The organism is Pseudomonas oryzihabitans NBRC 102199, from assembly GCF_000730625.1.
GTDB lineage: Bacteria > Pseudomonadota > Gammaproteobacteria > Pseudomonadales > Pseudomonadaceae > Chryseomonas > Chryseomonas oryzihabitans.
Genome location: NZ_BBIT01000027.1, coordinates 1 through 19,884 on the forward strand (window position 1 = coordinate 1; position 19,884 = coordinate 19,884).

The window sequence follows — 19,884 nt, forward strand, 5'->3', positions numbered from 1 at the left end:
GGAGCGGCGCCGGAGCGCGGGGACCCGGAGCGCAGCGAAGGGCCGAAACGTGGGGACAAGCGTTTTTGGTTACTTTTTTGGCGTTTGAAAAAAGTGACTCGCCCGGGTGGGCGAAACAGCAACCATCAGCAAACCACGATAATAAGCCAGTACAACAGCTCAAACCCAAAGCCTTGGGCTTCGCCTGCGCTCAACCCAACCCACACAGCCGCCCTCCCCTACACCCCCTCCCGCCGCCGCAGGATGGCGCGGGCGCCGATGAACAGCACCGCCACGCAGATCGCCGCGGCGATCAGCCAGCGCTTCGACACATGATGCTCGGCGAAGAAGTCGCGCAGGATCTCGCCCACCGCATAGCCAATGCCGGTCATGACGAAGCCCCAGAGCAGCGCGCCGATGATGTTGTAGAACAGGAAGCGCCGTGGGCGTACCCCACTGGCGCCGATCAGCAGCGGGCCGATCAGGCGGAAGCCGTAGGCGAAGCGGATGCCGATGATCCACAGCGCCTCGTGGCGGTGGATACGGCTGCGCAGCCAGTCGATGCGTGCCTGCTGGCGCTTGAAGCGACCGAGGATGCTGTCGCCGTAGCGCCGCCCCAGAAAGAACAGCGTCTGGTCACCGATGAAGCCGCCCAGGGCCACGCAGACCGCCGTGAGCGGAAACAGCAGATAGCCGTGGCGGGCGGCGATGCCGGCCAGGATGGCCACGCCATCGCCCTCGATCAGGGCGCCCAGCACGGCGGCGCCGTAGCCGTAGTTGCTGATGACCTCGCTGTCGATCATGGCGCGTCCCTAGAGACCGAGGATGGTCAGCATGATGAAGGTGCCGAACAGCACGAAGTGGGTCATGCCCTCGATGGCGTTGGTCTCGCCGTCGTTGAGGTTGATGGCGGCGACGATCAGGGTCACGGCCATCATCACCGTCTGCACCGGGGTCATGGCCATCTGGATGGGCTGGCCATTGAACAGGGCGATGGCTTCCACCACCGGTACGGTGAGGATGACGGTGGACAGGCTGGCGCCCAGGGCGATGTTGATCACCGACTGCATGCGATTGGCCATGGCCGCGCGCAGGGCCGTGAGGATCTCCGGACTGGCGGAGATCACCGCCACCACCAGGGCAGGCACCAGGGCCGGCACGGCCAGGCCTTCCAGGCCGGTATCCAGCGACTTGGACATCACCTCGGCCAGGGCCCCGGTGGCGACGATGCCGACGATCAAGAGGCCGATGGACAGCGCCGAGCTGCTCTCGCCATGGCCGCCTGCCTCGCCCTGCCCTTCCACGGCCGGGCGCTTGCGCTTCTTCTCTGGGTAGCTGTAGCTGAAGAAGTAGCTGTGTGGACCGGTCTGCATGCGCAGGAACAGCGCATAGAGCAGCGCCATGGCGCCGATGGTGAAGAAGGAATAGACGTGCCACTGGGCCGTGGGGATGAATTCCGGCACCAGCATGGAGATGCTCACCGCGGTCATGATCATCACGCCGTAGCTGCGGCTGGAATCGTCGTTGTAGGGCTGCTCGCCGTGCTTGAGGCCGCCAAGCAGCGCCGCGAGACCGATGATGCCGTTCATGTCCAGCATCACCGCGGCGTAGATGGTGTCGCGGGCCAGGGTCGGCGAGTGGTCGTGGCTCATCATGATCGCCAGGATGATCACCTCCACCAGCACGGCGGAAAGGGTCAGGATCATGGTGCCGTAGGGATCGCCGACCTTTTCCGCCAGCAATTCGGCGTGGTGGGCGACGCGCATGGCCGCGCAGATGATGGCGGCGATCAGGCCGCCGGCGGCGACCAGCGCCAGGGTCTGGCCACCGCCGAGCAGCGCGTGTTCGAACACATAGGCCAGCACCGTGGCACCGATGGCGACCAGCAGCAGGGTTTCGTCTTTGAGGGCGGCGAGCATGGAAAAGGCGTCCTTGGTTGAGCAATGCCTTGTTACGACCGCCATAGACGGCAAAACGCTCGCACCTCGATACGCCCCTGCCCTGATCGCCCGCGCGGCGGCCCCTCAGCCAACCCGGGCGCGCGGCGCCAGACGCTTCCACACCGCCTTGGTGCCAGTGGCGCAGACCTGGCGATAGCCCAGGGCATGACGCTCGACCAGGTACCAGGACACCACCGCCAGCGGCAGGGTTATGCCGATGGAAAGGATCACCATGGTCCAGGCCTCGATGCCGGGGATCACCGCCGCCAGGGTCTGCTGCACCGGAAAGGAGTAGATGTAGAGGCCATAGGAATAGTCGCCCACCTCGTTGAAGGCGCGGATGCGCCCGGCCGGCACGAAGGCGAGATAGAGCAGTACGTAGCCCAGCACCAGGTTATAGACCAGAAAGAAGCTGTCACGGTCGGGCGTGGCCACCGCCAGCAGCGCCACGGCGGCGACGAAGAGCGCGCGCGACAGCGGGATGTAGGCGCGCAGCACATAGAAGGCGCCACCGAGAAAGAACATCTGGAACAGCCGCAGCAGATGGGATTCGCTGGCGAAGAAGTAGTGGGCGAACAGCTTGAACAGGGCGGCGCCCACGGCGAACAGCAGGATGGCGCGCTGGAAGTGGCGACTGTCCAGGCGCAGCCAGAGCACGGCCAGCCAGAGCAGCGCCAGGGCGCCGTACATGCCCACCTCGAAGGGCAGCGTCCACAGCGAGCCATTGACGATGGCCTGCAGCGGATTGCCTTCGAACAGCCCGGGCAGGTCGAACTCGGCGCCGGCGATAAGGCCGGTGTTCTTGAACAGATAGAACCAGGTCTCGGGATCGCTCAGATAATCCTGCAGGGGCGCCCGGGTCAGCCAGGCGCCGAGGCCAAGCACCGTCAGCACCAGCATCACCAGCAGCCCAGGTACCACCCGCAGGGCGCGACCCCAGACGAAGTCGATGATGTCGGCCCGGCTGAGCAGGCTCTTGGTGACCAGGAAACCGCTGGTGATGAAGAAGATGTCGACCGCGATGTCGCCCAGGGTCATGCCCAGGCTCTCGCGTCCGGGCTCCGCCGTGGGGGTGCCACTGGAGATGGCGAAGCTGTGACTGAAGACCACGGCGAGCGCCGCGATCATGCGAATCAGATTGAGATTGTTGTTCTTGCCGCCAACATGATCCTGAACGGTCTGCACGGATACCTCACGCGTGGTGTTTGGAGCCATGCGTCCCGATTGTAGTCAGATCCAGACCCGATGCAGGCGTTATGGCCTTTTGCTGGCCCAAAGCGTGGAATGCTGGGAACTTCTGACTGACGAAGCCACCGTACATCGGTCAGCGGGAACCAGGATGGCTGCGGAAAACCGGGCAAAGCGTGCGACAATCGTCCATCTTTTCCTGATTCAAGCTATCCCGAGGATCCCATGTACGACTGGCTCAACGCCCTGCCCAAGGCCGAACTGCACCTGCACCTGGAAGGCACTCTGGAGCCCGAGTTGCTGTTCAAGCTGGCCGAGCGCCATGGCGTCGCCCTGCCCTGGGGTGATGTCGAAGCCCTGCGCGCCGCCTACAACTTCGGCAACCTGCAGGAATTCCTCGACCTCTATTACGCCGGTGCCGACGTGCTGCGCACTGAGCAGGACTTCTACGACCTGACCTGGGCCTATCTGCAGAAGTGCAAGGAACAGAACGTCATCCACACCGAACCCTTCTTCGATCCCCAGACCCACACCGATCGCGGCATTCCCTTCGAGGTGGTGGTGCGCGGCATCACCCAGGCGCTGGCCGACGGGGAAAAGCAGCTGGGCGTGACCAGTGGGTTGATCCTCAGCTTTCTGCGGCACCTTTCCGAGGACGCCGCCCAGGCCACCCTGGACCAGGCGCTGCCGTTCCGCGACCACTTCGTCGCCGTCGGCCTGGACAGCTCGGAAAAGGGGCATCCGCCGAGCAAGTTCAAGCGCGTCTTCGCCCGTGCCCGCGCCGAAGGCTTTCCGGCCGTCGCCCACGCCGGCGAGGAAGGTCCGCCGGAGTACATCTGGGAAGCCCTCGACCAACTCGGCGTGGTGCGGATCGACCACGGTGTGCGCGCCTTCGAGGACGAGCGCCTGATGGCTCGCCTGGCCGACCAGCAGATCCCGCTCACCGTCTGCCCGCTGTCCAACACCAAGCTCTGCGTGTTCGACGACATGAGCCAGCACACCATCCTCAAGATGCTCGACCGCGGCCTCAAGGTCACCGTCAACTCGGATGACCCGGCCTACTTCGGCGGCTACGTCACCGAGAACTTCATGGCCCTGCACGAAGGCCTGGGCATGACCCAGGAACAGGCCCGGCGCCTGGCGCAGAACAGCCTCGACGCCCGCCTGGTGAAATGAGCATGAGCCTGACCGCTGCCGAGATTTCCTACTACGAACGCTTCGCCGAGCGCCTGGCCGATGCCGCCGCCGTGGCCATCCAGCCCTACTTCCGCGCCCAGCTGGCGGTGGACGACAAGGGCGACGCGGCCGTCGCCGGGCGTCGCTACGACCCGGTGACCATCGCCGACAAGGCCGCCGAACGGGCCATGCGCGAACTCATCCAGGCCGAGCATCCGGATCACGGCATCCTGGGAGAGGAAGAGGAAAACGTCGCCGGCAGCAGCCCCCTGAGCTGGGTGCTCGACCCCATCGACGGCACCCGCGCCTTCATCACCGGCCTACCGCTGTGGGGCACCCTGGTGGCGCTCAACGACGGCAGCCGTCCGGTGATCGGGGTGATGAACCAGCCCTTCACCGGCGAGCGCTACCTGGGCACCCCGGCCGGCGCCTGGCGCAACGGCGCGTCCCTGCGCACCCGTCCCTGCGCCAGCCTGGCCCAGGCCCGGCTGATGTGCACCAGCCGCGATATCTTCGACACCCCCGAGCGCCTGGCCGCCTTCGACGCCGTGGCGGCCGAGGTACAGCTGGCCCGCTTCGGCGGCGACTGCTACGCCTACTGCATGCTGGCCTCGGGCTTCGTCGACGTCATCATCGAGGCGGGCCTGCAGCCCTACGACGTCCAGGCGCTGATCCCCATCATCGAAGGCGCCGGCGGCCGCATGACCGCCTGGGACGGCGGCGATGCCCAGCAGGGCGGCGCCATCCTCGCCTGCGGTGATCCGAAGTTGCATGCGCAGTTGGTGGAGCGGTTGCAGCACCTGGCCTGAGGCTTGGCAGACGGCTTCGTAGGTTGGGTTGAGCGGAGCGAAGCCCAACACGGAGTCTGCCGTGATGTCTTGGCTTATCAGTGCCCTATTTGCTTATCGAGTGCTCGGATGGCTTTTGTTTCGCCCCCTCGGGCGAGTCACTTTTGCCAGTCGCGGCTGCGCGCCCCGGACAAAAGTATGCAAAAACGCATGCCTCACGTTCGGCCCTTCGCTCCGGCGGCGCTCTAGGGGCACGGCACGAAGGGGTGTCCTGCCTCGCACCTCCCTCCGCAACACCTGCACTCGGCCTCACTGACGGGGACGGGAGGCCAGCCTGAGACTACGGTGTTTACAGGCAAAGTCAGAGCGATTCGTAGCGTGGAAAACCGCGCAGCGTTTTCCACTGAGGGAGTAAGGCCTATCGCGTGGACAAGGCTGCGCCGTTGTCCACCCTTGTATCTCGACTACAGCCTCCTCAGGAGGTCATAGTCCCCGACTGATCATCGGGGGAGGATGGCAAGCCGCGTCCACCCTTAAGCCTTTGAGCTTGCAGCGTAGATAGGCTGCCTCCTCCACACTCATCCCCAAGTCCGAACGGTATCTGGAGCCTCAAGAGCTCGTATTACGCAAGGTTGGACGGGATGACGTGATCGTGACGCATCTGAAGGAGGAGACTTCATGGCCGTAGTAGTAGGCGTTGATATCGCCAAGCGCAGCTTCGACCTGGCCGTCCTGCAGTCCAACGGCAAGTACCGGACAAAGGGCAAGCTGAGCAACGATCAGGCAGGCTTCGCGGTCTTTGCTGACTGGCTGCAACAGCATGCCGAGCCAGGCGCTTGGATCGTGATGGAAGCCACGGGCATCTATCACGAATCGCTCGCCGGGCACTTCCATGCGTTGGGCTACCGAATCGCGGTACTCAATCCAGCACAGATCGCCCGTTATGCGCAAAGCCAGTTGCAGCGCAGCAAAACGGACAAACTCGACGCCAAGCTGATTGCCACCTATGGCCAGCGGCATGAAGATAGTTTGCGAGCCTGGCACCCGGAACCTGTGTCCATCCGCACGCTTCGCGCGCTGACCCGGCGCCTGGAGGATCTCCAATCGCTACGGCAGATGGAGCTCAATCGGCTCGAGATCAGTCCGGAAAAAGTCCAGGACTCGATCCGGGCAGTCTTGCAACGGCTCGATGAGCAGATCGCCTGGACGCTCGAACAGATCAAACGCCATATCGACGACGATCCGGACTTGCGTGGTAAGCGCGACCTGCTGGTGAGTATCGACGGCATCGCTGACAAGACCGCCGCCCTGATCCTGGCGGAGCTCGGCGATATCGACCGCTTCGCCGATGCGCGCGCCGTTACCGCCTTTGCCGGCTTGAACCCGCGCCTGCAGGAGTCCGGCCTCGCGCGCGGCCATACCTGCATCTCGCGCATGGGATCAGTCCGCTTACGAAGTGCGCTATACCTACCTGCTGTCGTGGCGCTGACCTATAACCCGGCTATCAAGGCGCAAGCCGAGCGCCTGAAAGCCAGGGGCAAGAAAGGTAAACAACCGTCTGCGCCGCCATGCGTAAGCTGCTGACCATCGCCTATGGCGTGCTCAAATCGGGCAAGCCTTTCGACCCTGCTTTAGCCATTGCACACTGAAGGGCGAAGACGGTATCTACCGGTTTGCACCCAAGGCATCAGGCTAGCGAATCGCCCCGTTCAGGAGGGCGAACGCCAGTGTCGTGAAGTGGGGCGAGCCGCATGGATGCGGCGAGAGGTCCAGTGGGCCATGGACGGCCCATCTGGACCGCCCCCGGAACGGCGCTGGCGTGAGCGCACCCGAAGCGAAGCGGAGGGCCGGATGCCCGGGGCAAGCGTTTTTGCTTACTTTTTTGCGGGGCGCGCAGCCGCGACTGAAAAAAGTGAGTCGCCCGGGTGGGCGAAACAAAAACCTTCAAAGCGCTCGATAACCAGCCCTGGCACCAATACCAGCAATCGCGGCCCGCTACCCCCTTAAGCCCCCTCTAAGCCAACTCCCGTATACCGGCAGGATTCTGCCAAGAGTCCCTGCCGTGCTCCCCTCTTCTTCCACCGCCTCCCCCAGAGCCGCACAGCTGGAGCGGGCCTTGCTGCTCGGCTGCCTGGCCGCCTACCTGCTCGCCGGCCTGTTCGGTCGTGGTCTGTGGAAGGCCGACGAACCCTATTCCTTCGGCATGGTGTGGAATTTCCTCACCACCCCGGACTGGCTGGTGCCCCGAGTCGGCACCGCGCCCTTCATGGAAAAGCCGCCGCTGATGTACTGGACCGGCGCCTTGACCGCGCGACTGGCCACGCCCTGGCTGAGTGCGCCCGACGGCGCACGGCTGGCGGTGCTGGGCTGGATGCTGGTGACCCTGGCCGCCCTCGCCTGGCTGACCGAGCGGCTGCTGCCCGGCCGTCGGCGCGAGGCCGTGCTCGCCCTGCTGGGCATGCTCGGGGTGGTGCAGCACAGTCATCTGCTGATCGCCGACGTGCCCCAGCTGGCCGGCGCCACCCTGGGCCTCGCCGGGCTGGCCGCGCAGCTGCACGACAACCGCCATCCCTGGCGCCGTGGCCTACTGTTCGGCAGCGGCCTGGGCATCGCCTTCATGAGCAAGGGCCTGCTGGTCCCCGGGGTGCTGGGCCTCACCGGGCTGCTCTGTGCGCTCTGCTGGCCGCGGCGGCTGGTCGAGCCGGAAGGACGGCACTGGCTGCTCGCCGCCAGCCTGGCCGCCCTGCCCTGGCTGCTGGTCTGGCCGGCGCTGCTCTGGCACCGGTCGCCGGAGCTGTTCCATACCTGGCTGTGGACCAACAACATCGGCCGCTTCTTCGGCCTGGAAGCGCGCAACAGCGATACCGACGGCCTGGCCTCCAGCCTGGCGGATCTGCTGGCGCTGTCCTTTCCCACCGGGCTGATCCTGCTGGGCGCCACGCTCTGGCAGCTGTATCGCCGCGGCGGTAGCCCGCTGAAGCGTCTGGGTCGGCATCCGGGACTGGCCACGGTAGTGCTCTATGCCATCGTCTGCCTGGCGGTCCTGCTCAAGTCGGCGGTGTTCCGCAGCCTCTATCTGCTGCCGCTGTTTCCGGCCCTGGCGCTGCTGGCGGCGCGACTGCAGCCACCGCCCGCGCTCGCCGCCCTCGGGCGCACCCTCGGCCTGGCCTTCTGGACGCCGATCATCGCCTTGCTGACGCTAGGCGGTTTCGGCCTGGCGCTAGGGTGGCCGCTGCCCTGGCCAGCGCTGGTCCGGGACCACCTGCCGCTCGCTGAACGACTACCGGTCGGCCTGCTGGCCTGGACCCTCGCCGCGCTGGCGCTGCTCGGCTGGGGCCTGGCGCTAGGGCTGCACAGACGCCTGGCACCCGGCAGTCTCTGGTTCGTCGGCCTCACCGTGAGCTGGAGTCTGGCCAACAGCCTCTGGCTGCCCTGGGTCGACCTGGGCAACAGCTACGCCCGGCCCTTCACCGAGTTGCAGCGGGTGCTGCCACGGACGGATTGCGTGGCCAGCTACGGCCTGGGCGAGTCGGAACGCTCCATGCTGCATGTCTACGGCGGCTACCCCCCATTGGAGCTGACCGCGCTGCGACAGGTGCCCTGCCAGGTGCTGGTGGTGCAGGACGAATGGCACGAAGCCGTGGCGGTACCGCCGGGCTGGCAGCTGCTCTGGCAGGGCGCCCGCCCCGGCAATCTCAAGGAGCGCTTCCGCGCCTTCACGGTGTCGCCGAGGGTGCCCTGAGGTGTTGGATACTCAAGCCAACCTACGGCGGCTCCCCGCGCAGGTTGGGTTGAGACGGCTCCATCGTCGAAGCCCAACGGACCGCGATCAGGAGCCGCTGCCAGCACCCCAGGCCGCGAGCAGATCCTGGGATTCCATCACCAGTCCCAGGTGCAGGGAGACCATGCTCAGCGCCGCTCGCTCCAGGCTTTCATCGGTCCCTCGCACCAGGTCGCGCAGGACGATGACGCGATAGGTGCGGTTGCTGGCGTCGAAGGCGGTGTTGAGCACGCAGCAGTCGGTGAAGCCGCCAACCAGCACCACGGTGGTGATGCGCTGGTTACGCAGCAGGAAGTCCAGGTCGGTGGGATAGAAGGCCGACAGCCGCCGCTTGTTTTCCACCCGCAGATCCTCGGGCAGCACCTCGGTGAGCAACTCGGTCCAAGGCGAGCCTTCCAGGGCATGGGCGTCGGCATTGGGAATCGGCCCGACGTGCAGCGGAAAGGTCCGTCGCCAGGCCGCGGGAATGCCGCCCAGGTCATCGGCGCCATTGGCGCGCAGTACCGACTTCACATGGACGATGCGCACGCCCAGGGCGCGGGCCTGGCGGTGGAAGGCATCCACCGGCGCCACCAGATCGCGGGCGCGGGGCGCCGGGCAGGGGCAGTACGGCGAGGCGTCCAGGTGGCCGCGATGCAGGTCGATGGACAGCACCGCCGTGGTGCTCGGGTCCAGGTAATCGGCGAAGTCCGTCCGCGCCAGCAGCCGGGGTTCCTCATAGACGAAAACACGCAGGTTCATCGACGCTCCTCACGGACATAGGCTTCGCCCAGGGCGCCGGGTTGGCTCAGGCGGTCACGCCCGGCCAGGGCGACCCAGATCATCACGCCCAGGGTGACGGCATAGGGCGCCATCAGGATGAAGTATTGCGACAGCCGCACCCCGGCGGCGGCCAGTTGCGGAATCAGCGCCTCGATGCAGCCGAACAGCAATGCCCCGGCCAGGGCGCGCCAGGGCGACCAGCGGGCGAAGATCACTAGGGCCACGGCGATCCAGCCACGGCCGCCGGTCATCTCGGCGATCCACAGCTTGGTGCTGAGCACGGCGATGTAGCCGCCGGCGAGACCCACCAGCGCCGCGCCGGCGAGGATCGCCAGCAGTCGATAGCCGGCCACCGAGAGACCGGCGGCATCGGCCGCCTGGGGATTCTCGCCCACCGCCCGCAGGCGCAGGCCGGGGGTGGTGCGTTCGAGCCAGGCGATGACGGCGAGAAAGATCAACGGAGTCAGGTAGACCAGCAGGTTCTGCTGGAATAGACGCCCCACCAGCGGCAGCTCCGACAGCGGCCAGAGCGCCAGCGCCGGCAGGCCGGCCACCGGCTGGTTGGTCCAGCCCCAGAGGGTACCGAGCAGGCCGGTGAGGCCCTGGCAGAAGAACACCAGGGTCAGGCCGGCGATCACCTGGTTGATGCGCAGCCAGATCACCATGACCGCGAACAGCAGCGAGACCAGCGCCGCCGCGCCCATGGCCGCCAGCAGCGCCAGGCCGGCATTGCCCAGGGCCAGTTGCGCGCCGATGCCGAACAGCGCGCCGACCAGCATCAGGCCCTCGGCATGCAGGGCCAGCACCCCGGATCTTTCCGTGAGGATCAGCCCCAGCGCCGCCAGGGCGTAGGGTATGGCGAAGTCGGGGACGTTACCCAGCCAGCTGGCGAGCAGGTTCAAGCGGCACCTCCCTGGCTGCGTCTGAGCCGATGGCGGATGAAGAAATCCGAGGACGCCACACAGATGACGATCAGCGCCTGGATCAGCTGCACCATGGCGAAGGGGATCTGGTAAAACACCTGCAGATTGCGCCCGGCGACGAACAGGGTCGCCACGAGGAAGGCCACCACGGCGGCGGCCAGGGGGTTGTTGCGCGCCAGAAAGGCGATGAGGATCCCGGAGAAGCCATAGCCCTGGTAGAAGGACTGGGTCAGCCGCCCCTCCTGCCCGGCCGCCACCACGAAGCCGGCCAACCCGGCCAGGGCGCCGGAGGCCAGCACCGTGGCGAGGATGGTGGCGCGCACCGGTACCCCCACGGCGCCGGCCACCCGCGGATTGGCGTCGACGAATCTCAGGTACAGCCCGGCCCGGCTCAGGGCGACGAACCACCAGGCCAGCACCGCCACTAAGAGCGCCAGGGGCACCGCCAGACTCAGCCCGGGCAGCAACTCCGGCAGCCGCTCGAAGGGGCGGAACAGCGGCGAATAGGGAAAGGCGTCGCGCGGGTCCTTCCAGGGACCGAACACCAGATGCAGCAGGAAATTGGCGGCGATGTAGTTGAGCATCAGCGAGGCGATGATCTCGTTCACCCCCAGGCGCAGCTTGAGCAGCAAGGGCGCCAGCGCCCAGAGCAGACCGCCGAGCAGCGCCGCCACCAACATCAGCGGCAGGCGCAGGGCCTCCGGACCGATCTCGAACAGCGACACCGCCGTGGCGCCGATGGCCCCCCAGATCATCTGGCCTTCCAGGCCCAGGTTCCAGAAGCGCGCGCGAAAGGCCAGGCAGCCGGCCAGACCGACCAGGATCACCGGCGCGGCCTGGAACAGGGTGGCCTGCAGACTCTGGGCATCGAACAGGGTGGCGACCACGAATTCGTTGAGCAACTCGCCGGCCGGCACCCCGGCCAGGACCAGGATCGCAGCCGACAGGCCCAGGCCCAAGAGCAGCGCCAGGCCGAGGATCAGCGCCTGCCAGGGCCAGGCCAGCTGCTGGCGGATCTCCAGGGTGTAGCGCCGGCTGAACAGCGGTTGCCGTGGTCGCGGACCATTGACCGGGGAAAGCGGAGCACTCAGGGGTTCAAGCATGATTCACCATGGCATGGCCGATCGCCTGGCGATCGGCGGGTCGCTGGAATTCGGCGACGAGGCGTCCGGCGCTCATCACCCCGATGCGATCGGCGAGGGCCAGCACCTCGTCCAGGTCTTCGCTGATCAGCAACACCGCGGCGCCGGCCTCGCGGGCAGCCAGCAGCCGTGCCTGCACCTCGGCACCGGCACGCACGTCGAGGCCACGGCTGGGGCTGTGGGCCAGCACCAGCCGCGGTTCGCGGCCGAACTCCCGGGCGATCACCAGCTTCTGGGCGTTGCCGCCGGAGAGCAGCGCCGCCTTCTGCCGTACCGAGCGCACGCCCTGAACATCGAATTGCGTGACCGCCGACTGGGTCGCCACTTCCTGGGCGCGTCTATCCAGGCGGGCGAAACCACCGAAGCGACCGCTGTGCACCGCGCCGATGGCGAAGTTGTCGGCCACCGACAGGGAGCCGGCCAGGGCACTGCCATAGCGGTCGGCGGGAATGGCGGCGATGCGCAGGTCGCGGCGGCGGGCGCTGGCAGCCGCGGCCAGGTCGCCGAAGCCCTCCAGCCGCACCTCGCCTTCGTAGGGCTGCGGCAGTCCCATCAGCACATCGGCCAGTTCACCCTGGCCGTTGCCGCCGACGCCGGCGATGCCATAGATCTCGCCAGCGCGCAGTTCCAGATCGATGCCATCCAGGGCGCGCCGGCCACCCTGCTCCGGGGTGCGCAGGCCGCGCACCCTGAGCAGCGGTGCCCCGGCAGCACGGCGCGGGGTGTCGGCCAGCGGCTGGGCGTCCCCCACGGTAAGACGTACCAGTTCGTCCACCGACACCTCGGCGGGGTCCAGGCTGCGCAGGGTGCGACCGCCGCGCATCACCGTGAGGCGGTCGGCGTAGGTCAGGGCGTCCTGCATGCGATGGGTCACCAGCACCACCGCCGCGCCCTCCGCCGCCAGGGCGCGCAGGGTCTGCAACAGCCGCTCGCCTTCGCCATCGGTAAGCACCGCGGTGGGTTCGTCGAGGATGAGGATGCGCGCCCCGGCCAGTAGCACCTTGAGGATTTCCACCCGCTGCTGCTCGGCGATGGACAGCTCCGCCACCCGCTGCTCCGGGCGGATGGCGAAGCCCAGGGCGGCGGCCTGCTGGCGAATACGCTCGCTGATCTCGGCCAGGCGCCGGCGATGGCTACCCTCCCCCGCCGGCAGGCCGAGCAGGACGTTCTCCGCCACACTGAAGGGTCGCACCAGCTTGAAGTGCTGGTGGACCATGCCGATGTGCAAGCGGGCGGCGTCCGCCGGACCGCGTAGCCGCACCAGGTTGTCGTCCACCAGGAGCTCACCGGTCTCCGGCGCATAGAGGCCGGCGGCGATGTTCATCAGCGTCGACTTGCCCGCGCCGTTCTCGCCGAGCAGCGCATGCACCTCGCCCCAGCGCACCAGGAAATCCGCCTGCTGCAGCGCCTGGAAGCCATCGAAGGTCTTGCCGACGCCGCGCAGTTGCAGGGCGTTGTGTCTTTTCATGCTGGTCGGCCTTTATCCAGGGATCGCCTCCGTGGAAAACGCTGCGCGGTTTTCCACCCTACTCAGGCGTCAGCTCCGGTGCCGGGCCTCTCGAGGCCCGGCACCCAGAGGTAAACCGCTACTTCTGCGTCGTCACGCCCTGGACGAACCAGTCCATCTGCCACAGCGCCGGGTCGGACAACACCTGGCCGGCGGGGACGCGCTCCTTGCCGTCGCGATCATTCAGGGGACCGGCGTAGATCTGCTTGCCCTTGAGCAGGGCCTCGCGCTCGGCCAGGATCTTCTCCTGGGCCGCCTTGGGCACGGCATCGCCGAAGCCGGCGATGTCGGTGCCGCCGTCGGCCATGGACACCAGGGCACCGTTGGGCGCGGGTTTCCAGTGGCCGGCGATCACGCGCTTGAGCTCGGGCACCAGGAAGCGATCCCAGACCCACACCGAGGAACAGAGGGTGGCCTTGGGCGCGAACTGGCGCATGTCGCGGTGGTGGCCGGTGCCATGGACGCCGCGCTCCTGGGCGACGATCTGCGGCGTGGGGGTGTCCACGTGCTGGCCGATGACATCGGCGCCCTGGTCGATCAGGGCAGCGGCCGCGGCGCGCTCCTTGACCGGATCGTTCCAGCTGCCGGTGTAGATCACCGTGAGGGTGGCGTTGGGATTCATCTGCCGGGCGCCCAGCTCGTAGGCGTTGATGGTCCAGTTCACCACGCCGAAGGGATTGGCGGCGACGAAGCCCAGCTTGCCGGTCTTGGAGGCCGCGCCCGCGGCCATGCCGCAGAGGTACTGGCTCTCGTAGGTACGGCCGTAGAAGGATTCCAGGTTACGGCCGTTGGTGGTGCCCGAGGCGTTGAGGAAGGCCACCTCGGGATACTGGTCGGCCAGTTGCTTGAAGGTGTCGGAATAGCCGAAGGCGGTACCGATGACGATGTTGGCGCCGCGCTTGATGAAGCGCTCGGCTGCCGGGCGGATGGCCGAGGCGGTCTCCGGCACGTTTTCCACGAACTGGATCTTCAGGCCCAATTCCTTCTCGATCTTGACCCGCGCCTCGTCCATGGCCTGGGTCCAGCCGCCGTCGTTCTTGGCGGTGAAATACAGCATGGCGATCTTCGGCTCGCCCTTGAGGGTGAAGCCCTCGTCGTCCGCCCGCGCCACGCTGCCCAGCCCTACCAGCGCCAGCACGCACGCCACTCTTCCCAGCCATCTGCTCAGCATCGTCTCGTCCTTAGTCTTGTCTACAACATGTGGTTGATACGGAACACGTTGCCTTCCGGGTCCAGCAGCACCGCCTGGTACCAGTGGTAGTAGGTTTCGTAGGGCGCCTTCACCAGGCGCGCACCGGCGGCCTCGGCCACCGGCACCAGAAGATCCACCTCGGCGCGGCTGTCCACCTCCAGGTTGAGCAGGAAGCGGCAGCCTTCACTGCCGGCGAATTCGCCCAGCCCCAGCAGTTCATAGGCTTCCGGCGCATTGAAGCCGATGGCGGTCTTGCCGGTGTCCAGGCCGCGAAAGATCGGCGAGCGGATCGCCTCGATCTCCGGGAAGCCGAACACCCGCTGGTAGAAGCCGCTCAGGGCCACCACGTCCTGGGCGAAGACGTTGACGTAGGAAAGACTCGGCATCAGGCCACCCGCACGCCGGTCTGGGTACCGCCAAAGGTCGTCTGCTTGACGAACTTGGATCTCAGGTGGTCGCCCGAGGTGATGGGCGCATGGCGCGGCGGCGTGCCGGGCGTGGCGCAACCGGGCAGGCATTCGATGAGGGTGTCGTAGTTGGGCTGATGGAAGAACACCAGGGACTGGCGGCGGGTGTCGCAACCGGCATCCGCCGGTGGATTCACCACCCGGTGCAGGGTCGATACCCAGCGGTCGTTGGTCCACTGCATCATCAGGTCGCCGATGTTGACCACGAAGCTGCCCGGCACCTTGGGCACGTCCACCCACTCGCCGTCGGCATTGCGCACCTGCAGGCCGCCGGGGGCGTCGTCGGGACGAACGATGGTCAGGCTGCCGTAGTCGGTATGGGCACCGGCGCGCAGCTGGCCAGGCAGCGCCGCCTCCTTCTGGTGGGGATAGCAGAGGGTGCGGAACATGCTGATGTGGCGATCGATGCGGCTGTCGAAGTAGGTCTCCGGCAAGTCCAGCCCCAGGGCGAAGAGCCGAATCAGGGTGCGCGCCAGATCGCTCATGGCGGCGAAATACTCGGCATAGGCCTGGCGAAAGCCGGGAATGGCCGCGGGCCAGACATTGGGCGCGAAGTGCGGCCCGGCTTCGGGACCGCGGTAGTAGGCCGTCTCCGGGACATCCAGCGGTCCGATGGAAAAGGATTCCTTGAGATCTCCCGGCGCCGCCTCCTCCAGGCTGTAGGACAGGCTTTCCTCGGCCACCGCGCTGTAGCCGCGTACCTGATCTGGGCGCGGTCGATCGGCCTTGCGTTTCTCGGCCAGCGGCAGGTCGAAGAAGGCCCGCGACAGGCGCGAGACGCGCTCGACCAATTCGTCGGGCACCTGGTGGTGGGTGATGACCAGAAAGCCGATGTCGCGGCAGGCCTGGTCGACGGCCTTGGCCACCGCCTGCTTGCCGGCGGTCGAGCCTGCGAAATAGGGGGCCAGATCGATGATGGGAACACTGGACAGCGGCATGACGGACCTCACGAGTGGGACGGAAGGAGACAGCGCGACGCACGTTCACCGGGCAGGACGGCAGCAGTGAAATTGCAACCGTTGTGCCATCTTTGGACCATTTGGTAAAAACTATAAAAACCAATCAAAACAGCGGGTTGAGGGAGAAAGTCAGGATCCGCTGCTGGTGCGCTGCACCTCGAACGGTCAGCGTGCACCGGGGTGGCGCCTGGGGGTGCGGTCAGGGCTGACAGGGAAGGCTTTGGGTGTCGGATCGGCGTGGCGGTGTTGGGCTTCGCTGCGCTCAACCCAACCTACGGCGGTCATGGGTTGGGTTGAGACGGCTCCCTCGTCGAAGCCCGACAGCCCCACTAGGCCAGCTCGTGATAACGCCGGTCGAAATACAGCAATCCGCCTTCGCCACCCGGCTCGGCCACCCCCAGCACCTCGCAGAGCAACAGGTCGTGGCTGCCCACCGACTGCACCCCGGCGATGCGGCAATCGCAGGCCACCAGGGCGCCGTCCAGCACCGGCGCACCGGTGGCGAGGCGGGTCCAGCGCGCCGCGGCGAAGCGTTCGGCCATGGCGGTCTTGCCGCCGAAGAGGTTGGCCAGCGCCTGCTGGCCGGCGGCCAGGACGTTGACGCAGAGCACGCCGTTGGCGCTGAAGGCCGGATGCACCGAAGCGCCGCGGTTGAGGCAGACCAGCAGGGTCGCCGGGCTGTCGCTGACGCTGCATACGGCGGTGGCGGTAAAGCCGGCCGGGCCGGCCGGACCATCGGTGGTGACCAGATTGACCGCGGCGCCCAGGCGCGCCATGGCCCCACGGAAGAGGTCGCGTTCGACCGGGGCGGCGGGCGTCGTGGCAGGCGGCAAGGCATGGGCAACGGACATGGCGCTATTCCTCGGAAGATTGGCTGAGATAGTCGAGCACCACCCGGTCGAAGGTGGCGGGGTCGGTGACGCTGGAGGCATGGCCGCCCCACTCCAGCAATTCGAAGCTGGCCTGAGGCAGGCCCGTGGCCAGGCGCTGGGACGAGGTCCAGGGCACCAGCACATCGTCGCGGTTGGCCAGCACCAGGGTCGGCACCTCGATCCGCGCCAGTTCGGCGTCCACGTCGAAAGCCAGCAGGGCACCGATGCGCCGCAGGACATTGGCCTCACCGGGGAAGTGCGCCAGGGCCTGGGCTTCGTCGGCGGCCAGGCGCTCGCCGTGTTCGGCGATCCAGGTGGCCGGATAGAGAAAGATCGCCTGGGCCTGGACATAGGCCGCGGCGCCGCTGTCGCGCAGCAGCCGTTGACGCAGGGCGAAGCAGCGCCCGGTGTGCGGATTGGGCCGGCTCCAGGCATTGACCAGCACCTGGCGGCGGATCAGGCCCGAACGCAGCAAGTTGGCCTGAAGGCCCACCAGGCCACCCAGGGCATGGCCCATGAACAGGCAGCGGTCGAGTTCCAGGCGATCGGCCAGCGCCAGCAGGTCCTCGGCCATATGCTGGATGCGGTAGTCCGCCGGCAACTCGGCCGGGCTCCTGCCGGTGCCGGTCTGGTCATAGACCACCACCCGGAATCTTTCGCCGAGGGTCGCCAGCTGCGGCGCCCAGAAGGCCCCGGCGCCGCCCAGCCCGGAGCTGAGCAGCAGGGTCTCGGCCGCCGGATCCTGGCGGCCATGGAGTTCGAAGTGCATGGGCGGTCCTTGAAGGTTGGGTGGTTGAGGCTTCCCTCACCCCAGCCCTCTCCCAGGGGGAGAGGGGCTAGACGGAGCGCGGCCTAGCCGACATGGGCGATGCTGGCGATCTCGATCAGCGCATCCGGCTTTACCAGGCCGCACTGGATGCAGTAACGCGCCGGCTTCTCACCGGGAAAGAATTCGGCGTACACCGCATTGATGGCGGCGTAGTTCGCCCAGTCGGTGAGCATGATCATGTTGAAGGTGACGTCGGCCATGGTGCCGCCGGCCGCCTCCACCACGCCTTGGATGGTGGTGAGCACATGGCGTGCCTGGGCCGCGGCGTCGCCGACGTGGACCACGTTGTTCTGGGCATCGAACGGCAGAGTGCCGGAGACATAGAGCACCCCATCGGCCAGGCTGCCAGGCACGAAGGGGGCGATGGGGGTACCGGTACCGGCGGGGATCACGGCTTGCTTGGGCATGGTGGCTCAGTCCTTGGCGAAGGTGGTGTGGAAATCGGCGCAGCTGGCGACCCAGCCGAAGAAGGTCTCGATGTTGAACAGCGCGGCCTCGTGGGCCGAACGGGGCCCGGCCTGGTGGCAGGCGTCGTGCAGACAGACGCCGAAGTATTCGAGGAAGAAGCCATCCCTCAGGGTCGACTCCACGCAGACGTTGGTGGCGACGCCGACGAACACCAGGTTGCGGATGCCACGGGCGCGCAGCAGGCTGTCCAGGTGGGTGTTGTAGAAGCCGCTGTAGCGGGTCTTGGGCACCACCAGGTCGGCGGCCGCCGGCTGCAGCCGATCCACCAGGGCATAGTCCCAGCCACCCTTGGCCAGCAGCTGCCCCTGCAATTCGGGTCGCTTGCGCATGGTCTTGAGGGCGTTGGACTTGTGCCAGTTGGGCGAACCCGGCCCGCCCGCCTCGCGATACTCCGGATCCCAGCCATTCTGGAACCAGACCACCTGAATGCCCGCGCCGCGGGCGGTCTCCACCACGGCGGCGACGTTCTCGATCACCGGGCCGGTGGCGGAGACGTCGAAACCGGCCAGATCCAGATAGCCGCCCTGGCTGGCATAGGCGTTCTGCATGTCCACCACGATCAGGGCGGTCTCGCTGGCCTTGAGCCGCAGCGGTTCGGGACGCGCCGGCAGCGTCACGGCTTCGGCGTCGTCGGCAGGCAGGGCATAGCCCGCCAGGGTTTCCACAGCGTTCATCAGGCACTCTCCTTGAGCAGATCGACGTGACGGCGGCTCTGCATCAGCGGCTGGATGCGCTCGCCGAAGTCGGTCACGCCCTGGACGAAGTCATCGAAGGTCAGCAGCACCCCGCTGGCCCCGGGTACCTCGGCGATCTCGTCGAGCATCCGCGCCACGCTGGCGAAGGAGCCCACCAGGGTGCCCATGTTGATGTTCACCGCCGAGGTCGGATCGGCCATCTGCCGCACATTGGTGTCGCTGCCGGACTTGGTGTCGGCGGCCGCCTGGGCGCCCAGCCAGGCGATGGCCTCCTCGTCGGCCCCGGCCTTGTAGTGCTCCCACTTGGCGCGAGCGGCCTCGTCGGTCTCGGCGGCGATGATCATGAACAGGGCGATGGAGGAGACCTCGCGACCGGTCTTGGCGGTGGCGGCCTGCAGCCGCTGCACCGCCGGGGCGAAGGCCTTGGGCGTGTTGACGCCCTTGCCGAAGACGAAGCTGTAGTCGGCGTGTTCGGCGGCGAAGGCCAGGCCGGCATCGCTCGCCCCGGCGCAGACGATCTCCATGGGTGCCTGGGGCTGCGGACTGACCCGGCAGTCTTCCATGCGGAAGTGCGCGCCCTGGAAGTCCGACTGGCCGGTGCCCCAGAGATCGCGCAGCACCTGGGCGTATTCACCGAGGTATTGATAGCGACAGGCGAAGAACTCATCGCCTGGCCAGAGCCCCATCTGGCTGTATTCGGGCTTTTGCCAGCCGGTGACCAGGTTGACGCCGAAGCGGCCACCGGAAATGCAGTCGATGGTGGCGGCCATGCGCGCGACGATGGCCGGCGGCAGGGTCAGGGTCGCGGCGGTGGCGAACAGCTTGATGCGCGAGGTCACCGCCGCCAGCCCGGCCATGAGGGTGAAGGACTCCAGGTTGTGGTCCCAGAATTCGGTCTTACCGCCGAAGCCGCGCAGCTTGATCATCGACAGGGCGAAGTCGAAGCCGTAGTGCTCGGCGCGCTGCACGATCTCGCGATTCAGCTCGAAGGTGGGCCGGTACTGGGGCGCGTTTTCCGACAGCAGCCAGCCGTTGTTGCCGATGGGAATGAAGACACCGATGTTCATCGCTCGCACTCTCCCGCAGTCAGGAATCGAAGCGCATCCAGATGCGCCGTTGCTGCAGGATCGGAGCAGAAAGCTTGCCAAGTCTTGAAAGTTCAAGCCAATCAAACACTTGGGATCTATTCGAGAATAGAACTGGACCATTTGGTCCA

The 19,884-nt window shown here is 66.9% G+C and carries 19 protein-coding genes; 4 read left to right on the forward strand and 15 right to left on the reverse strand.

Annotated features, from left to right (window positions below):
* Positions 1 to 218 precede the first annotated feature (218 nt).
* The 3 genes from POR01S_RS22570 to POR01S_RS22580 all read right to left on the reverse strand — a co-directional run bounded on the left by POR01S_RS22570 (position 219) and on the right by POR01S_RS22580 (position 3,104).
* Complete coding sequence (locus tag POR01S_RS22570) at positions 219 to 782, reverse strand: DedA family protein (RefSeq protein WP_027600931.1); 564 nt, start codon at positions 780 to 782, stop codon at positions 219 to 221.
* A gap of 9 nt (positions 783 to 791) precedes the next feature.
* A complete protein-coding gene (locus tag POR01S_RS22575) occupies positions 792 to 1,898 on the reverse strand; it encodes a calcium:cation antiporter (RefSeq protein ID WP_027600066.1) in 1,107 nt (368 codons plus the stop codon).
* A 105-nt stretch (positions 1,899 to 2,003) separates the two neighbouring features.
* Positions 2,004 to 3,104, reverse strand: a complete 1,101-nt coding sequence (locus tag POR01S_RS22580; RefSeq protein ID WP_244898761.1) for an acyltransferase family protein — start codon at positions 3,102 to 3,104, stop codon at positions 2,004 to 2,006.
* 228 nt (positions 3,105 to 3,332) lie between these two features.
* Here POR01S_RS22580 and POR01S_RS22585 point away from each other — a divergent pair, with 228 nt between their 5' ends.
* The 4 genes from POR01S_RS22585 (at position 3,333) to POR01S_RS22600 (ending at position 8,813) form a co-directional block, all read left to right on the forward strand.
* Positions 3,333 to 4,283: an adenosine deaminase gene (locus POR01S_RS22585; protein ID WP_042138477.1), complete on the forward strand. Its 951-nt coding sequence runs from the start codon at positions 3,333 to 3,335 to the stop codon at positions 4,281 to 4,283.
* Positions 4,284 to 4,285: 2 nt separating this feature from the next.
* A complete protein-coding gene (gene hisN, locus POR01S_RS22590; protein ID WP_042138479.1) occupies positions 4,286 to 5,092 on the forward strand; it encodes a histidinol-phosphatase in 807 nt (268 codons plus the stop codon).
* Positions 5,093 to 5,749: 657 nt separating this feature from the next.
* Positions 5,750 to 6,655 carry an IS110 family RNA-guided transposase gene (locus tag POR01S_RS22595; protein ID WP_255211850.1) on the forward strand — a complete coding sequence of 302 codons (906 nt, stop codon included), beginning with the start codon at positions 5,750 to 5,752 and terminating at the stop codon, positions 6,653 to 6,655.
* A 478-nt stretch (positions 6,656 to 7,133) separates the two neighbouring features.
* The gene (locus tag POR01S_RS22600; protein ID WP_156045044.1) at positions 7,134 to 8,813 is read left to right on the forward strand and encodes an ArnT family glycosyltransferase; all 1,680 of its coding nucleotides are present in this window, start codon (positions 7,134 to 7,136) and stop codon (positions 8,811 to 8,813) included.
* An 87-nt stretch (positions 8,814 to 8,900) separates the two neighbouring features.
* On the opposite strand, the gene POR01S_RS22605 is transcribed toward POR01S_RS22600, so the two are convergent.
* The 12 genes from POR01S_RS22605 to rutA all read right to left on the reverse strand — a co-directional run bounded on the left by POR01S_RS22605 (position 8,901) and on the right by rutA (position 19,735).
* Positions 8,901 to 9,593 carry a cysteine hydrolase family protein gene (locus POR01S_RS22605; protein ID WP_217996702.1) on the reverse strand — a complete coding sequence of 231 codons (693 nt, stop codon included), beginning with the start codon at positions 9,591 to 9,593 and terminating at the stop codon, positions 8,901 to 8,903.
* Positions 9,590 to 10,516 carry an ABC transporter permease gene (locus POR01S_RS22610; protein WP_027600937.1) on the reverse strand — a complete coding sequence of 309 codons (927 nt, stop codon included), beginning with the start codon at positions 10,514 to 10,516 and terminating at the stop codon, positions 9,590 to 9,592. Before POR01S_RS22610 ends, POR01S_RS22605 begins: the two co-directional genes overlap by 4 nt.
* Complete coding sequence (locus tag POR01S_RS22615; protein WP_042138484.1) at positions 10,513 to 11,640, reverse strand: ABC transporter permease; 1,128 nt, start codon at positions 11,638 to 11,640, stop codon at positions 10,513 to 10,515. Before POR01S_RS22615 ends, POR01S_RS22610 begins: the two co-directional genes overlap by 4 nt.
* Positions 11,633 to 13,147, reverse strand: a complete 1,515-nt coding sequence (locus POR01S_RS22620) for an ABC transporter ATP-binding protein (protein ID WP_042138486.1) — start codon at positions 13,145 to 13,147, stop codon at positions 11,633 to 11,635. Before POR01S_RS22620 ends, POR01S_RS22615 begins: the two co-directional genes overlap by 8 nt.
* Before the next feature lie 118 nt (positions 13,148 to 13,265).
* Positions 13,266 to 14,357, reverse strand: coding sequence for a BMP family ABC transporter substrate-binding protein (locus POR01S_RS22625; protein WP_156045045.1), 1,092 nt, complete (start codon positions 14,355 to 14,357; stop codon positions 13,266 to 13,268).
* Positions 14,358 to 14,377: 20 nt separating this feature from the next.
* Positions 14,378 to 14,764, reverse strand: a complete 387-nt coding sequence (locus POR01S_RS22630; protein WP_042138490.1) for a VOC family protein — start codon at positions 14,762 to 14,764, stop codon at positions 14,378 to 14,380.
* The gene (locus POR01S_RS22635) at positions 14,764 to 15,783 is read right to left on the reverse strand and encodes an isopenicillin N synthase family dioxygenase (protein WP_042138492.1); all 1,020 of its coding nucleotides are present in this window, start codon (positions 15,781 to 15,783) and stop codon (positions 14,764 to 14,766) included. Before POR01S_RS22635 ends, POR01S_RS22630 begins: the two co-directional genes overlap by 1 nt.
* Before the next feature lie 350 nt (positions 15,784 to 16,133).
* Positions 16,134 to 16,655: a flavin reductase gene (locus tag POR01S_RS22640; RefSeq protein ID WP_042138494.1), complete on the reverse strand. Its 522-nt coding sequence runs from the start codon at positions 16,653 to 16,655 to the stop codon at positions 16,134 to 16,136.
* Between the two features lie 4 nt (positions 16,656 to 16,659).
* Positions 16,660 to 17,445 (reverse strand): pyrimidine utilization protein D, encoded by a 786-nt coding sequence (rutD, locus tag POR01S_RS22645; protein WP_042138496.1) that lies wholly within the window; start codon positions 17,443 to 17,445, stop codon positions 16,660 to 16,662.
* Between the two features lie 83 nt (positions 17,446 to 17,528).
* The gene (gene rutC, locus POR01S_RS22650) at positions 17,529 to 17,912 is read right to left on the reverse strand and encodes a pyrimidine utilization protein C (protein WP_027600052.1); all 384 of its coding nucleotides are present in this window, start codon (positions 17,910 to 17,912) and stop codon (positions 17,529 to 17,531) included.
* A gap of 6 nt (positions 17,913 to 17,918) precedes the next feature.
* The gene (gene rutB / locus POR01S_RS22655) at positions 17,919 to 18,647 is read right to left on the reverse strand and encodes a pyrimidine utilization protein B (RefSeq protein WP_027600051.1); all 729 of its coding nucleotides are present in this window, start codon (positions 18,645 to 18,647) and stop codon (positions 17,919 to 17,921) included.
* Positions 18,647 to 19,735: a pyrimidine utilization protein A gene (gene rutA / locus POR01S_RS22660; protein ID WP_042138498.1), complete on the reverse strand. Its 1,089-nt coding sequence runs from the start codon at positions 19,733 to 19,735 to the stop codon at positions 18,647 to 18,649. Before rutA ends, rutB begins: the two co-directional genes overlap by 1 nt.
* Positions 19,736 to 19,884: the final 149 nt, after the last annotated feature.

What these genes read in the sequence shown, in the direction of transcription:
- POR01S_RS22570 (WP_027600931.1), bottom strand. Translation starts at nt 782, where the DNA reads ATGATCGACAGCGAGGTCATCAGCAACTACGGCTACGGCGCCGCCGTG.
- POR01S_RS22575 (WP_027600066.1), bottom strand. Translation starts at nt 1,898, where the DNA reads ATGCTCGCCGCCCTCAAAGACGAAACCCTGCTGCTGGTCGCCATCGGT.
- POR01S_RS22585 (WP_042138477.1), top strand. Translation starts at nt 3,333, where the DNA reads ATGTACGACTGGCTCAACGCCCTGCCCAAGGCCGAACTGCACCTGCAC.
- hisN (WP_042138479.1), top strand. Translation starts at nt 4,286, where the DNA reads ATGAGCCTGACCGCTGCCGAGATTTCCTACTACGAACGCTTCGCCGAG.
- POR01S_RS22595 (WP_255211850.1), top strand. Translation starts at nt 5,750, where the DNA reads ATGGCCGTAGTAGTAGGCGTTGATATCGCCAAGCGCAGCTTCGACCTG.
- POR01S_RS22605 (WP_217996702.1), bottom strand. Translation starts at nt 9,593, where the DNA reads ATGAACCTGCGTGTTTTCGTCTATGAGGAACCCCGGCTGCTGGCGCGG.
- POR01S_RS22615 (WP_042138484.1), bottom strand. Translation starts at nt 11,640, where the DNA reads ATGCTTGAACCCCTGAGTGCTCCGCTTTCCCCGGTCAATGGTCCGCGA.
- POR01S_RS22620 (WP_042138486.1), bottom strand. Translation starts at nt 13,147, where the DNA reads ATGAAAAGACACAACGCCCTGCAACTGCGCGGCGTCGGCAAGACCTTC.
- POR01S_RS22625 (WP_156045045.1), bottom strand. Translation starts at nt 14,357, where the DNA reads ATGCTGAGCAGATGGCTGGGAAGAGTGGCGTGCGTGCTGGCGCTGGTA.
- POR01S_RS22630 (WP_042138490.1), bottom strand. Translation starts at nt 14,764, where the DNA reads ATGCCGAGTCTTTCCTACGTCAACGTCTTCGCCCAGGACGTGGTGGCC.
- POR01S_RS22635 (WP_042138492.1), bottom strand. Translation starts at nt 15,783, where the DNA reads ATGCCGCTGTCCAGTGTTCCCATCATCGATCTGGCCCCCTATTTCGCA.
- POR01S_RS22640 (WP_042138494.1), bottom strand. Translation starts at nt 16,655, where the DNA reads ATGTCCGTTGCCCATGCCTTGCCGCCTGCCACGACGCCCGCCGCCCCG.
- rutD (WP_042138496.1), bottom strand. Translation starts at nt 17,445, where the DNA reads ATGCACTTCGAACTCCATGGCCGCCAGGATCCGGCGGCCGAGACCCTG.
- rutC (WP_027600052.1), bottom strand. Translation starts at nt 17,912, where the DNA reads ATGCCCAAGCAAGCCGTGATCCCCGCCGGTACCGGTACCCCCATCGCC.
- rutB (WP_027600051.1), bottom strand. Translation starts at nt 18,647, where the DNA reads ATGAACGCTGTGGAAACCCTGGCGGGCTATGCCCTGCCTGCCGACGAC.
- rutA (WP_042138498.1), bottom strand. Translation starts at nt 19,735, where the DNA reads ATGAACATCGGTGTCTTCATTCCCATCGGCAACAACGGCTGGCTGCTG.